General features: G+C 70.5%; 9 protein-coding genes. 2 read left to right on the top strand and 7 right to left on the bottom strand.

Features of this window, described 5'->3' with window-relative positions; all coding sequences use genetic code 11:
* Window positions 1–125: 125 nt before the first annotated feature.
* The 4 genes from J8403_RS04520 to J8403_RS04535 are packed head-to-tail and all read right to left on the bottom strand — an operon-like array spanning window position 126 to window position 4,740.
* On the bottom strand, window positions 126–1,490 hold the full coding sequence (locus tag J8403_RS04520; protein ID WP_211121978.1) for a GH1 family beta-glucosidase: 1,365 nt from the start codon (window positions 1,488–1,490) through the stop codon (window positions 126–128).
* 29 nt (window positions 1,491–1,519) lie between these two features.
* Window positions 1,520–2,380 carry a carbohydrate ABC transporter permease gene (locus tag J8403_RS04525; RefSeq protein ID WP_211128076.1) on the bottom strand — a complete coding sequence of 287 codons (861 nt, stop codon included), beginning with the start codon at window positions 2,378–2,380 and terminating at the stop codon, window positions 1,520–1,522.
* Window positions 2,381–2,408: 28 nt separating this feature from the next.
* Window positions 2,409–3,407 carry a carbohydrate ABC transporter permease gene (locus tag J8403_RS04530; RefSeq protein WP_211121979.1) on the bottom strand — a complete coding sequence of 333 codons (999 nt, stop codon included), beginning with the start codon at window positions 3,405–3,407 and terminating at the stop codon, window positions 2,409–2,411.
* A 13-nt stretch (window positions 3,408–3,420) separates the two neighbouring features.
* On the bottom strand, window positions 3,421–4,740 hold the full coding sequence (locus J8403_RS04535; RefSeq protein WP_211121980.1) for an ABC transporter substrate-binding protein: 1,320 nt from the start codon (window positions 4,738–4,740) through the stop codon (window positions 3,421–3,423).
* A gap of 183 nt (window positions 4,741–4,923) precedes the next feature.
* Between J8403_RS04535 and J8403_RS04540 the strand changes: the two genes are divergently transcribed.
* The gene (locus J8403_RS04540; RefSeq protein WP_211121981.1) at window positions 4,924–6,231 is read left to right on the top strand and encodes an ROK family protein; all 1,308 of its coding nucleotides are present in this window, start codon (window positions 4,924–4,926) and stop codon (window positions 6,229–6,231) included.
* An 831-nt stretch (window positions 6,232–7,062) separates the two neighbouring features.
* Here the strand turns inward: J8403_RS04540 and J8403_RS04545 are convergent.
* From J8403_RS04545 to J8403_RS04555, 3 genes are all read right to left on the bottom strand, one after another.
* Window positions 7,063–8,115 (bottom strand): LacI family DNA-binding transcriptional regulator, encoded by a 1,053-nt coding sequence (locus tag J8403_RS04545; RefSeq protein ID WP_211121982.1) that lies wholly within the window; start codon window positions 8,113–8,115, stop codon window positions 7,063–7,065.
* Between the two features lie 83 nt (window positions 8,116–8,198).
* Complete coding sequence (locus J8403_RS04550; protein ID WP_211128077.1) at window positions 8,199–9,947, bottom strand: discoidin domain-containing protein; 1,749 nt, start codon at window positions 9,945–9,947, stop codon at window positions 8,199–8,201.
* An 83-nt stretch (window positions 9,948–10,030) separates the two neighbouring features.
* Window positions 10,031–11,146 carry a DUF1996 domain-containing protein gene (locus tag J8403_RS04555; RefSeq protein WP_211121983.1) on the bottom strand — a complete coding sequence of 372 codons (1,116 nt, stop codon included), beginning with the start codon at window positions 11,144–11,146 and terminating at the stop codon, window positions 10,031–10,033.
* Window positions 11,147–11,521: 375 nt separating this feature from the next.
* Here J8403_RS04555 and J8403_RS04560 point away from each other — a divergent pair, with 375 nt between their 5' ends.
* Window positions 11,522–13,354, top strand: coding sequence for a coagulation factor 5/8 type domain-containing protein (locus J8403_RS04560; RefSeq protein ID WP_211121984.1), 1,833 nt, complete (start codon window positions 11,522–11,524; stop codon window positions 13,352–13,354).
* Window positions 13,355–13,402 lie beyond the last annotated feature (48 nt).

Genomic DNA, 13,402 nt, shown 5'->3' on the forward strand with positions numbered 1-13,402 from the left:
GTCCGGGGCGAAGCCCCGGAACGGGGGCTGGGGCGGGGCCCCGGTTTCGGGAAGGGGCGGGGAGGGGAACGGCTCGCCGCAGGCGGCACGGCCCGCCGCGGGCGGAACCATCCGCCGCCGCCCCCCTAGGCGGCGCGCCGGGCCCCGCCCCGGTGGTCGCGGATGATTTCCGCGTAGCGGTGGCCGGAGCCCTTGATGGTGCGGGTCTGCGTGGCGTAGTCGACGTGGACGAGGCCGAAACGCTTGTCGTATCCGTAGGCCCACTCGAAGTTGTCGAGCAGCGACCAGGCGAAGTAGCCGGCCAGCGGGGCGCCCTTGCGGGCCGCCGAGGCGCAGGCCGCGAGGTGCTGGACGAGGTAGTCCTGGCGCTCGGGGTCGTCGATGGTCCCGTCCGGGCGTACGACGTCGGGGTAGGCGCAGCCGTTCTCGGTGACGTACAGCTTGCGGGCGCCGTATTCGCCGGTCAGGCGCAGCAGGAGGGTTTCGATGCCGGTGGCGTCGATCTCCCAGTCCATGCCCGTGCGGGGCAGGTCCGGGCGGCGGACGGCGCGGGCGTGGGGGGCCGGGCCGGTGGGGTCGTCGGTGACGGTGGCCGGGAAGTAGTAGTTCAGGCCCAGCCAGTCCAGGGGTGCGGCGATGGTCTCCAGGTCGCCGGGGCGCTCCGGCAGTTCGACGCCGTAGACCTCGCGCATGTCCGCGGGGAAGCCGCGGCCGTGGACCGGGTCCAGCCACCAGCGGTTGGTGTGGCCGTCCATGCGGCGCGCGGCCGCCTGGTCCTCGGGCCGGTCGCTGGCGGCCTCGACGGTGTTGAGGTTGTTGACGATGCCGAGTTCGGCGCCGGGTGCGGCGGCCCGGATCGCCTGGGCGGCGAGGCCGTGGCCGAGCAGCAGATGGTACGAGGCGCGGACCGCCGCGGTCAGATCGGTGAGCCCGGGCGCCATCACACCTTCGAGGTGGCCGATCCAGGCCGAGCACAGCGGCTCGTTGAGGGTGGTCCAGTGGTGCACCCGGTCGCCGAGGCGGCCGGCCACCACCGAGGCGTACGCGGCGAAGTGTTCCGCGGTGTCGCGCACGGGCCAGCCGCCCCGGTCCTGGAGCACCTGCGGCAGGTCCCAGTGGTACAGGGTGACGGACGGGGTGATGCCCGCCTCCAGCAGACCGTCGATCAGCTCGTCGTAGAAGGCCAGGCCCTTGGCGTTGACCGGCCCGTCACCGCCCGGCATCACCCGTGGCCAGGCGATGGAGAGCCGGTAGGCGTTGGTGCCCAGCCGCTTCATCAGCCCGATGTCGGCGCGCCAGCGGTGGTAGTGGTCGCAGGCCACATCGCCGTGGTCGTCGCCCGCGATCTTGCCCGGCGTGTGCGAGAAGGTGTCCCAGATCGAGGGCGACCGTCCGTCCTCGGCGGCGGCTCCCTCGATCTGGTAGGCCGAGGTGGCCGTGCCCCACAGGAAGTCGTGCGGGAAGGCTGTGAGGTCCAGGAGTTCGGACACGTACGTCCTTTCAGAGGTGGGAAGGCCGGTCACTTCACGGCTCCGGCGGTGAGTCCGGCGACGAGGTAGCGCTGGAGGAGCAGGAAGCCCGCGACCACGGGAACACTGACGACGAGCGAGGCGGCCATGACCTGGTTCCAGTACACCTCGGTCTGGGTGGCGTACCCCTGGAGGCCGACGGCGAGGGTGCGGGTGGTGTCGTTGGTCATCACGGACGCGAAGAGCACCTCGCCCCAGGCGGTCATGAACGCGTAGACGGCCACGGCGACGATGCCGGGGATGGCGGCCGGAACGACGACCCGGAACAGCGCGCCGAGCGGTCCGCAGCCGTCCACCAGCGCCGCCTCGTCCAGATCGCGCGGCACCGAGTCGAAGTACCCGATGAGCATCCAGATCGAGAACGGCAGCGAGAAGGTGAGGTAGGTGAGGATGAGGCCGCCGCGGGAGCCGAAGAGGGCGATGCCGGTGGCGTTGCCGATGTTGACGTAGATGAGGAACAGCGGCAGCAGGAAGAGGATCCCGGGGAACATCTGGGTGGACAGCACGGTGACCGTGAACACCCGCTTGCCCCGGAAGCGGTACCGGCTGACCGCGTACGCGGCGAAGACGGCGATCACCACCGAGCAGACGGTCGCGGCGCCCGCCACGACGAGCGAGTTCACGAAGTAGTCGGCGAGCGGGACCGTCGACCAGATGTCGATGTAGGGGCGGATGGTGAGCCCGCTCGGCAGCCAGCGGAAGGTCCCGGAGACGTCCTGCAGTGGCTTCAGGGAGCTGGAGACCATGACGTACACCGGCAGCAGGACGAAGCCGGTGATCAGGGTGAGGAAGATCCGGCGGGCCCAGAGGAAGGACCGGGGCGGGGCCATCGGTGAGCGGGGCGGGGCCATCGGTGAGCCGGGCGGCGCCGGGGCGGTGCTAGACATCGGCCGTCTTCCTTCGTCGGGAGGTCAGCAGGAGGTACAGGCCCGTCACCACGAGCAGGAAGAGCAGCAGCAGCACGGACATGGCGGAGCCGGTGCCGAAGTTCCAGGTGGCGAATGTCGTCTGGTAGACGTGGATCGAGATGAGGTCCGCCGCCTCCGGCGCCGCCTTGCCGAACAGCACGTACGGGGTGTTGAAGTCGTTGAACGTCCACAGGAACAGCACCAGCACCAGCACCTGGTTGACCGGGCGCAGCGAGGGCAGGGTGATGCGGCGGATCTGCTGCCACATCCCGGCGCCGTCGAGGGCGGCCGCCTCGTAGAGCTCCTTGGGGATGTTCTGCAGACCGGCCATGACGACGAGGAACGCGAACGGCCAGCCCTTCCACACCGAGACGGTCAGCAGCGCGATGAAGCTGTTGTCGCCGATCAGCCAGAACGAGGGCTTGTCGGTGAGGCCCAGCTGGTCGTGGAGGACGTGGTTCACCAGCCCGTTGTCGTGCTGGAACATGAACGCCCAGGTGATGACGGCCGTGTAGACGGGCAGCGCGTACGGCACCAGGAAGAGGGTGCGCAGCAGCCCCCGTCCGCGGAAGGTGTCCTGGAGGAAGATGGCGGCGGCGGTGCCCAGCAGCCAGCACAGCCCGACCGAGAGCACGGTGAAGCCGCAGGTGACCCAGAACGAGTGGAGCAGCGCCTCCCCGGCCGGGGCGTTGATGTCCACCGAGATCTTGTAGTTGTCCCATCCGGACCAGGGCGCGGCGCCCCAGTCCCGGATGGAGAACCGGGTGAGCGCCTTGAAGCTCATCAGGATGCCGATCACCATCGGCACCAGATGGACCAGGAGTTCGAGGACGAGGGCGGGCAGGAGCAGCAGATACGGCAGTCCGATGCGGCGGATCCGCCCGGGGCGGCGCGGGCCTCGCGCCGCCCCGGGGGTGCTCCCCGACACCGTCCGCCGGTCTGTCTCAGCGGTCGCGGTCGTGGTGGTCATGAGGTGTCCGCACTCACTTCGCCGGCATCTGCTGCTGGGCCTTCTCCAGCTTGGCCTTCACCGACTCGGTGGTCACCGGGCGTCCGCCGGCGGCATCGGCGAGGAGTTCCTTGACGGCCGTGCCGACGGAGGTCTCGAACTGCGACTCGTCGGCCACCTGCGGCAGCGCCGCGGCGCTCTTGGCGAGGGTGTCCCGCAGGGCGGCCGTCGCCTTGGTGTTGAAGGCGGAGTCGGACTGGGCGGCCTTGACCGGCGGGATGGAGCCGTACGCCTTGTTGAGGATCTTCTGCTCGGCGTCGCTGGTCATGAACTTCACGAACTTCAGGGCGCCGTCGTGGTTGTCGGTGTTCTTGAAGACGGCCAGGTTGATACCGGCGACCATCGAGTTGACGGAGGTGCCGGAGCCGGGGGTGCCGGAGCGGACGGGCGCCGGGGCCACGCCCCACTCGTCGTCCTTCATGCCCAGCGAGGCGAGGGTGGCGGAGGCGGTCTGCCACAGGACCATCGCCGTCTTCCCCTTGGCGAAGTCGCTGAGGGACTGGTTCTGCGCGTATTCGGCGTTGCCCGGGGCGATGATCTTGTCCTTGGCCATCAGGTCGACGTACTGCTTGATGGCGGTGACCGCGCCCTTGGAGGTGAAGTCGGGCTTGCCGTCGGCGGTGAAGAAGTCCGCGCCGTGCTGCTTGGCGAAGACGAAGACCTGGTGGATGTTCTCCGAGAGGTTCGCGCCCTCGGCGCCGAGGCCCCACTTGCCGTCCTTGGACAGCTTCTTGCCGTCGGCGACCAGCTCGTCCCAGGTGGCGGGCGGCTTGGAGATGCCGGCGTCGGCGAACATCTTCTTGTTGTAGTAGAGCGCGTACGCCATCGAGTACAGCGGTACGGCGGCCGGGTCCTCGCCCTGCGCACCGGTCGAGCCGAGGGCGGAGTCCACGAAGCGGTCCTTGCCGCCGATGCTGTCGAAGTTCTTGGTGTCCCAGGGCAGCAGCGCCCCGGACGCCTGCAGCGAGGCGCTCCAGGTGTTGCCGATGTTCAGGACGTCCGGGCCCTGGCCGGAGGTGGTCGCGGTGAGGATCCGGTTCAGCAGCTCGGACCAGGGAATGACCTCCAGCTTCACTCTGATCCCGGTCTGCTTCTCGAACTTGTCGAGTTCGGGCTTCAGGACCTTCTTGTCCACCGTGATGCTGGCGCCCTGGTTGGAGGCCCAGTACGTGAGCGTCTTCGGCGAGTCGTTGGAGCCGCCGCCGTCCGTCGAGGAACCACCTCCGCACGCCGAGGCGGCAAGGGCGAGTGACAAGGTGACGGCGCCTATGGCCGCGGCTCGGATCCTGCGCATGGCTCCAGGTGTCCCTTCCGGGAGGGGTGAATGCCAAGAAGGGCCCGGGCACGCCAACCGCGTTCAACTCCCGAAGCCGCTCACGGCTTAATTTAGGACGTGAGTTAAACCTCAAGAGAAGGTCGCGTCAAGAGATCCGGCGGAGGTATCTTGCGGCGCGGAGCCGGGACTTGAGGAGGCCAGGTGGCAGCACACAACGGGCGTAACGTTCGTGACCTGCGACGGGAGAACCGCGCCGCCGTGCTGCGCCGGCTGTACTTCGACGGGCCGATGAGCCGCTTCTCGCTGGCCCCCGCGACCGGGCTGAGTTCAGGTTCCATCAGCAATGTGGTCGCCGAACTGCTTACCGAGGAGCTGGTGGAGGAGGCCGGAAGCATCGATTCCGATGGCGGCCGCCCCCGCACCCTGCTGCGGATCACACCGCACAGCGGCCACATGATCGGGGTGGATGTCGGCGAGACCCGGGTCCGCGTCGAGCTGTTCGATCTCTCGCTGGCCGAACGGGCGCGCACCGACCGGCCGTTGCCCACGCGCGGCGCCGGGCGCCGGGTGCGTTACGACAGCGAACTGATCGCGGGCCATATCCGGGACGGCATCGCGGAGGTCCTGGAGGCGGCCGGGCGCGACCCCGCGCGGATCCTCGGCGTCGGCATCGGCGTCCCCGGCATCGTCGAACACTCCGGGGAGGACGGTGCGGTGGTGCACGGCCAGCCGATCGGCTGGGAGGCGGTGCCGCTGGAGCGGATGCTGCGCGGATCCGGCCATCTTCCGGACGAGGTCCCGTACTTCATCGAGAACGGCGCCAAGACGCTCGGGCAGGCCGAGATGTGGTTCGGCGCCGGGCGGGGTGCGCGCAACGCGGTGGTCGTGCTCTTCGGATCGGGCGTCGGCGCGTGTGTCGTCACCGAGGACGTCGAGCGCGGCCGGGCGGTGGAGTGGGGCCATCTCACCGTGCGGGTGCGCGGCCGCCGGTGCCGCTGCGGGGCACTGGGCTGCCTGGAGGCGTACGCGGGCGCGGAGGCGCTGCTGGAACGCTGGCAGGAGGCGGGCGGGCGGCCGGCGCCCGACACGGACGAGGAGACGGCCCTGACGGCGATGCTGGCCGCCGCGTACCCCGCGGACGGGGGCACCCCGGACCCGGTGGCGGCCGCCGTCCTCGCCGAGACCGCGGAGTACCTGGGCGCCGGGCTGTCCGACCTGATCAACCTCTTCCAGCCCGAGCGCATCCTCGTCGGCGGCTGGGCCGGTCTCCAGCTCGGCTCGCGTTTCCTGGACGCGGTGCGCGGCCACGCGATGTCCTACGCGTTGCCGTACCCCTCCGGACGGGTCGGCATCGACCTGGGCGCGCTGGGGCCGGACGCGGTGACGGTGGGCGCTGCGATCCTGCCACTCGCCGCGTTCTTCGCCCGCGGCGGACGCCGCCTGCCGCCCACACCCGCGCCGGAGCCCTCCCCGGCGTGGCGCGCCACCTTGGACACACGGCTGGCGTAGGGGGCACGGACGCGGCTGGGGCGGGGGCACGGGCGCGTCCGGCGCCGGGGCTATTGGCACGGCTGGCGCACTGGTACACGCGCGTCCTGCGCAGGGGCCATGCGCACGTCCGGGCGCGAGGGCTACGTGTGCGTCCGCCGCGGGGCTACGGACACGTCCGACGCGGGGCCACGCGCACATCCGCGCAGGGCTGCAGGCGCGCATCCGGCGTGGGGCTACGAGCCCGTCCGGACGCGGGGACTACACGCACGTCCGGAGCCGGGACTATTGGCACGGCTGGCGCACTAGTACACGCGCGTCCTGCGCAGGGGCCATGCGCACGTCCGGGCGCGAGGGCTACGTGTGCGTCCGCCGCGGGGCTACGGACACGTCCGACGCGGAGCCACGCGCACATCCGACGCGGGGCCACCCGCACGTCCGCGCAGGACTACCAGCACGTCCAGGCGCACGGGCTACAAGTACGTCCGGGCGCAGGGCTACGGCACGTCCGACGCGGGGGCGACACGCACGTCAGCGCAGGGCTACCGGCACGTCCAGGCGCGAGGGCCACGGACACGTCCGACGCAGGGGCCACACGCACATCCGCGCAGGACTACGGGCACGTCCAGGCGCGAGGGCCACGGACACGTCCGACGCAGGGGCCACACGCACATCCGCGCAGGACTACGGGCACGTCCAGGCGCGAGGGCCACGGACACGTCCGACGCAGGGCTACGGCACGTCCGACGCGGGGACCGCGCGCACGTCCCGCGCAGGGGCTACCCCCACCGGCCGGGCGCGGGGCCACGCGCACTTCCGGCGCGGAGACTGCCCGCACGTCCGGCGCGGGGGCTACGCCGACTCCCGTACCACCAGCTCCGGTTCGAAGAGGACCGAGGTGGGCTCGGTGCGCAGGCCGCGGACGTGTTCGTCGAGCAGCCGGGCCATCGCCGCCGCCATGTCCTCCACCGGCTGACGCACCGAGGTCAGCGGCGGCCGACAGGTGGCGGCCACGCTGGAGTCGTCGAAGCCGACGACCGCGACATCGTCGGGCACCCGCCGGCCGCGCTCCCTCAGCACCTGGCAGACCCCCTGGGCCATCAGGTCGTTGGCGGCGAACACCCCCTCCACATCGGGGTGTTCGGCCAGCAGCTCGGTCATCGCCGCCACCCCGCTGTCCAGCGTGAAGCCCCCCTCGGCCACCGGCACATACGGATGGCCGCCGCGGGCCATGGTGTCGCGGAACCCGGCGAGCCGCTCCTGGCTCGCCGCCACCGCCCACGGCCCCGACACGGTGGCCACCTTCCGGCATCCCCGGGCCAGCAGACGCTCGGCCGCGAGGCGGCCACCGTCCCAGTGCGCCAGGTCGACATGGCTGAGTGCGACCGGCCGCACGGGCCGGGCGAAGAGCACGGCGGGCAGTCCGGCCTCGGCCAGCAGCGCGGGCAGCGGATCGTCGGGGTGGGTGGACACCACGAGCGCCCCGTCCGCGTTTCCCTGCCGCAGATACCGCAGCACCTCCTGCCTGGCCCCGGGGGACTCGGCGAACATCAGCACCGGGTGCGTCGAGCGCGGCCGCAGGAATCCCACCACCCCGCCGACCACCCGGCCGAAGAACGGATCGGCGAACACCCGCGCGGCGAAGGCGTTCTGCTCCTCCTCCGAGGTGTCCCCGGTGCCGTCCCCGGCCCCGGAGACGACGAGCGCCACGGTGCCGGTGCGCCGCGTCACCAGCGATCTGGCCGCCCGGTTGGGCGCGTAGCCGGTGCGCTCGATCGCGACGCGGACCTGGTCCTGGATGGCCGGATCCACGTTGCGGACGCCGTTGACGACCCTGGACACCGTCGCCCGGGAGACACCGGCCTCCCGGGCGACATCCTCCAAGGTCGGGGCGTGTCGGTTCATGCCCGCACCCTAGTGGCAGCGCACCCCGAGGGCATAGAGCGCTCTCCCGCCACCGCCGGGGATGCGTCATGACCGGCCGTGGATCAGTGGTAGACGCCGAACTCGTAGAGCGAGTAGCCGTATCCGGTGCCCCGGGCCGTGCCGTGGACACGGACGTAGCGGCCGGTGCCGGAGACGTCGAAGTCGTCGACGCCGCCGTTGCCGTCGGTCACCTCACGGATGGTGCGCCAGTTCTGGCCGTCGTCGGAGGTCTGGAGGGTGTACGCCTTGGCGTAGGCGGCCTCCCAGACCAGCTGGACATGGGTGAGGGGGGTGGATGTGCCGAGGTCCACCTGGAGCCATTGCGGATCGCTCCAGTCGGCGGCCCAGCGCGTATCCGCCTTGCCGTCCACGGCGTTGGCGGGGGTGCAGGGGCAGTCGCCGCCGCCCGTTTGGTACGAGGAGGCGGTGGCCGGCTTGCCGAGCGCCACATTGGTGCCGTTCACGGCGGGCGGGACGACCCGTAGGGAACGGGTCTCGATGCCCACGTTGCCCTTGCCGTCGGCGGCCTTGACGTAGACCTTCCATACGCCGGGGCGGTCCGGCGCGGTGACCCTCAACCGGCCGCCGCCGAGCTCGGTGGCGGGCAGCGGGGTGAGTTTCTTGTCCTGGTCGAGGTACATGCTGCTGGCCAGCACCTGGTAGGAGAGCGCGTCGCCGTCGGGGTCGGTGGCCTTGACCGTGAGCGTCAGCTCGCGGCCCGCCTCCACCTTGGCGGGGTCGCCGTCCACGGCCAGTGAGGAGATGACCGGCGGGGTGTTGTCATGCGAGGTGTCCGCGCCGTACGCCTTCTTCACCGCGTAGTACGACAGCCGCTTCTGACCGGCGGGCAGCAGGTTGAACCAGACGCCGCCGAAGTCGTCCTCGGTGCCGTAGTGGAACATCGTGGCGCCGAGCGCGACACCCCGGTGGCCGGTGACGCAGTTCCATGCCTTGGTGTAGCCCGCGGCCTTGGCCTGGTCGGTGGGCTCGGCCGGCACGCCGTTGGCGTCGTCGGGGACCTCCCACTCCCCCGCGGGGCCGGTCTCGGTGACGATGTACGGCTTGGTGTAACCGCCCTGCTCCCAGGTGGACTTGATGTCGCAGACGGCGTTGTAGGAGTTGACGGCGTACAGGTCCAGATCGGGGGCGTTCCTCTGGTAGTACGGCCAGGCGCCGGTCCACGCGTCGGTGGAGGTGACCGGGTGGTCGGGGTCGACACCATGGATCTTCTTGGCGATGTCGTTGACGAACGTGGTGTAGGCGTCGCGCTGCCGCTCCAGCTCATCGCCGCTGTAGCAGTTCTGCAGGCCGAGCACCGACTCGTTGCCGACGTTCCACATCAGCACGCCCGGGTGGTCCTTGTACGTGGCGACCCACTTGGGGAACTCGGCGAGCATCTGGTCCTTGTAGGCGGTGTCCGTCCGGTAGTTCACACAGCCGCCGCTGCCCGGGCCGCCACCGGGCTGCAGCCAGAAACCGGCGATCACCTTGATGCCGTGGGCGGCCGCGGAGTCGAAGAGGGGTTTGCTGGTGGCGTCGGTGCCCCAGGTGCGGAGGGTGTTGACACCCATGGACCGCAGATCGGGCAGATAGCGGTCGGCGTCCGCGATGGCGGGGCCCCAGGTCAGGCCCTTGATCTGATACGGCTGGCCGTCCACGGTCAGCCGCCAGCCGCCCTGGGTGCCGGTGACCTTGACGACGCTTCCGGCGGCGTGGGCCGGCTGGCCGGGCAGCGCGAGGGCGCCGGCGGCCAGCAGACCGGCGGTGAGGGGGGCCGCGATACGGCGTGGGGCGGTACGGGTCCGGGTCATGGTGGTGTCTTTCGGTGTGTCGGGGGAGGTGGAGTGCGGCGGCCCGGCCGCGGTGGTGTCCGCACCGGCGGCCGGGCCGTGGTTCACGGCAGCTCGTAGTTCTCGTCCAGGGCCGCTCCGGCCTCGGGGTGGGTCTGGTCGTAGCCGCGGGCGTCGCACTGCAGCGCCCCGACGACGCAGTGATCGACGAGCGCCTTCAGCGTGGGCGCGTCCCAGGCGTTGAAGAAGTCGTAGTGGAACGACCAGCTCGGGCCGCTGGCCAGCCTCGCGTGCGAGAGGTCACCGTTGACCGGGAAGGCCATCTTGAACTCGACCATCGGCAGCGCCACCGGATGGTCGGCCGGGCACACGTTGTTGTTGGTGCCGGGGTTCACCACCGGGTAGGCCATATGGCTGCGGTGGTCGGGCGTGTCCAGGTACGTGCCGTCCCAGCAACTGGGCGCCTGGAAACGGATGTTGAGCTGGACCTCGGGCCGGCTCGGGCAGTCCTTGGGGAACTCGATGTTGAAGAAGCTGTCGCCGCACTCCCAGCCCTCCACGAAGCCGGGGTGGTGGCGGAACTCCTCGGCGGTCTGCATCGGGTTGCCCACCACGAAGCGCAGCCCCTTGGGGAACGGGCGCACACTGGTGTAGTCGGTGACGCCCGCCTTGTAGTAGATGGTCTGCGGCCCGATGGGCAGCACCGGCCGATCGGCGTTGAACAGTGTGGGCATCCAGTAGCCCGACTTGTCCCCCGGCGCCTTGCAGCTGGTGCGGCCGGCGTCGAGGGAGGCCGTGGTGCTGGCCGCGTCGGTCGTGGTGTTGCCCATGAAGGTGTGGTCATGGGACGCGCCCGGCTGCTGCGGGTACACGATGGGGTCGTCCGGCTTGGTGTGACTCACCGAGCAGTTGGCCTGGAACTCGTGGAAGTAGCGGTGCGGCGGCTCCTTCGTGGACGGTGTGACGCCGGTGACCGGCGGGTTCGCCGGGATGTAGCCGTCGCCGTCCGGGTCCTCGGGCGAGGAGGACGACGGCGCCGCCATGGCGTGTCCCGCGTGGGCGGCCGTGACACCGCCACCGGCGGGGGTCGTGACACCGCCGCCCGCGGGCTTGGCCGGGGGCGCTTCGGCGCTCATCGCGATACCACCGAGCCCTAGCGAGGTCAGCAGTAACGCGCCTGCGATCAGGGTTCCTGAAACGATCTTCGATCTCCGTGCCATGGAGACTCCTGCCACCTGGAGAGGGGGATGACGGGCCGTCACAGGCCCGCGACAACACTGGGAGAGCGCTCTCCAAGACCGGAGTGTCCGGGCGGGGACGCAAAGGTGTCAAGGCGTGAAGCGCAAAGGATCAGAGACGCCGAATCCGCTTACCTCTTGAACACAACATCCATGGACACGGGCGACCGCGAATCCGCCCCAAGTGCGCCCGAACTACCGGATTTTCCAGGCCAGTTGATGTTCAAAAGGCAACAACACCCACAGACTGCGGTCACAACTCTTGACGAGTCGTTCACATGGATGAAGCATGCGACGGCAAGAGAGCGCTCCCTCACCTCCATCCCGTTCATTTACTGAACCAGGAGAGACGCCCCCATGACGCCTTCCCCCACGCCGTTCGCCACGCCCTCTTCCTCCGGCCGCTCCCCGGTCGGCCGCCGCGCGGTGCTCGGCGCCGCGGCCGCCGTCGCATCGGCCTCCGCCCTCACCGGCCTGGCCACTCCCGCGTCGGCCACCTCCGCGTCCGCCACCTCCGCGGGCCGGAGCAAGAGCCCGCGGGCCCTGCCGGGCGGCGGCGACCTCGGCCCGAACGTCATCGTCTTCGACCCGTCCACGCCCGGCATCCAGGCCAAGCTGGACGAGGTGTTCAAGAAGCAGGAGTCGGCGCAGTTCGGCACCGGGCGCTACGCCCTGCTGTTCAAGCCCGGCTCCTACAGCGGGCTCAACGCCCAGATCGGCTTCTACACCTCCATCGCCGGGCTGGGACTCTCCCCCGACGACACGACCATCAACGGCGATATCACGGTGGACGCCGGGTGGTTCAACGGCAATGCCACCCAGAACTTCTGGCGTTCGGCGGAGAACCTCGCGGTCGTCCCCGTCAACGGCACCAACCGCTGGGCGGTGGCGCAGGCGGCGCCCTTCCGGCGGATGCACGTCCGCGGCGGGCTCAACCTCTCCCCCGACGGCTACGGCTGGGCGAGCGGCGGTTACATCGCGGACAGCCGCATCGACGGCCAGGTCGGGCCGTACTCCCAGCAGCAGTGGTACACCCGCGACAGCGCGATCGGCAGCTGGCTCAACGGCGTGTGGAACATGGTGTTCTCCGGTGTGGAGGGCGCGCCCGGGCAGAGCTTCCCGAACCCGCCGTACACCACGCTCGCCACCACCCCCGTCTCCCGGGAGAAGCCGTTCCTGTACCTCAACGGCAGCGAGTACCGGGTCTTCCTGCCCGAGAAGCGGACCAACGCCCGCGGGGTCACCTGGGGCAACGGCACCCCCAGAGGCACCTCGCTGCCGCTGTCGCAGTTCTACGTGGCCAAGCCCGGCGTCTCCGCGGCCACCCTCAACGAGGCGCTCGCCCAGGGGCTCCAGCTGCTGCTCACCCCGGGGATCTACCACCTCGACCGGCCGATCCAGGTGAACCGCGCGAACACCGTCGTCCTCGGGCTCGGCTACGCCACGCTCATCCCGGACAACGGCGCCACCGCGGTGAAGGTCGCCGATGTGGACGGGGTGCGGCTGGCCGGTTTCCTCATCGACGCCGGACCGGTCAACTCCGCCACCCTGCTGGAGGTCGGCCCGGCGGGAGCCTCGGCCGACCACTCCGCCAACCCCACCACCGTCCAGGACGTGTTCATCCGCATCGGCGGCGCGGGCCCCGGCAAGGCCACCACCAGCATGGTGATCAACAGCCGTCACACCATCGTCGACCACACCTGGGTCTGGCGCGCCGACCACGGTGACGGGGTCGGCTGGGAGACCAACCGCGCCGACTACGGAGTCCGGGTCAACGGCGACGATGTCCTCGCCACGGGGCTGTTCGTGGAGCACTTCAACAAGTACGACGTGCAGTGGTACGGGCAGCGGGGCCGCACCATCTTCTTCCAGAACGAGAAGGCGTACGACGCCCCGAACCAGGCGGCCATCCAGAACGGCTCCATCAAGGGCTACGCGGCCTACAAGGTGGCCGATTCGGTGACCACGCACGAGGGGTGGGGGCTCGGCAGCTACTGCTACTACAACGTCGACCCGAGCATCGTGCAGCACCACGGCTTCGCCGCGCCGAACGCGTCGGGGGTGAAGTTCCACAATCTGCTGGTCGTCTCGCTCGGCGGCCAGGGCCAGTACGAACGCGTCATCAATGACACCGGATCTCCCACCTCGGGCACCTCCACCGTGCCGTCGACCGTGGTGTCATATCCCTGATCTACGATGCGTCGCGGGCCGGTGTCTCCGGTGAACCGCCCTCGATGT

Origin of the sequence: Streptomyces yatensis (assembly GCF_018069625.1) — a bacterium.
Classification (GTDB): domain Bacteria; phylum Actinomycetota; class Actinomycetes; order Streptomycetales; family Streptomycetaceae; genus Streptomyces; species Streptomyces yatensis.

Coding starts and splice junctions, on each gene's coding strand:
- J8403_RS04525 (WP_211128076.1), bottom strand. CDS start 2,380: ATGGCCCCGCCCCGCTCACCGATGGCCCCGCCCCGGTCCTTCCTCTGG.
- J8403_RS04530 (WP_211121979.1), bottom strand. CDS start 3,407: ATGACCACCACGACCGCGACCGCTGAGACAGACCGGCGGACGGTGTCG.
- J8403_RS04535 (WP_211121980.1), bottom strand. CDS start 4,740: ATGCGCAGGATCCGAGCCGCGGCCATAGGCGCCGTCACCTTGTCACTC.
- J8403_RS04545 (WP_211121982.1), bottom strand. CDS start 8,115: ATGAACCGACACGCCCCGACCTTGGAGGATGTCGCCCGGGAGGCCGGT.
- J8403_RS04550 (WP_211128077.1), bottom strand. CDS start 9,947: ATGACCCGGACCCGTACCGCCCCACGCCGTATCGCGGCCCCCCTCACC.
- J8403_RS04555 (WP_211121983.1), bottom strand. CDS start 11,146: ATGGCACGGAGATCGAAGATCGTTTCAGGAACCCTGATCGCAGGCGCG.
- J8403_RS04560 (WP_211121984.1), top strand. CDS start 11,522: ATGACGCCTTCCCCCACGCCGTTCGCCACGCCCTCTTCCTCCGGCCGC.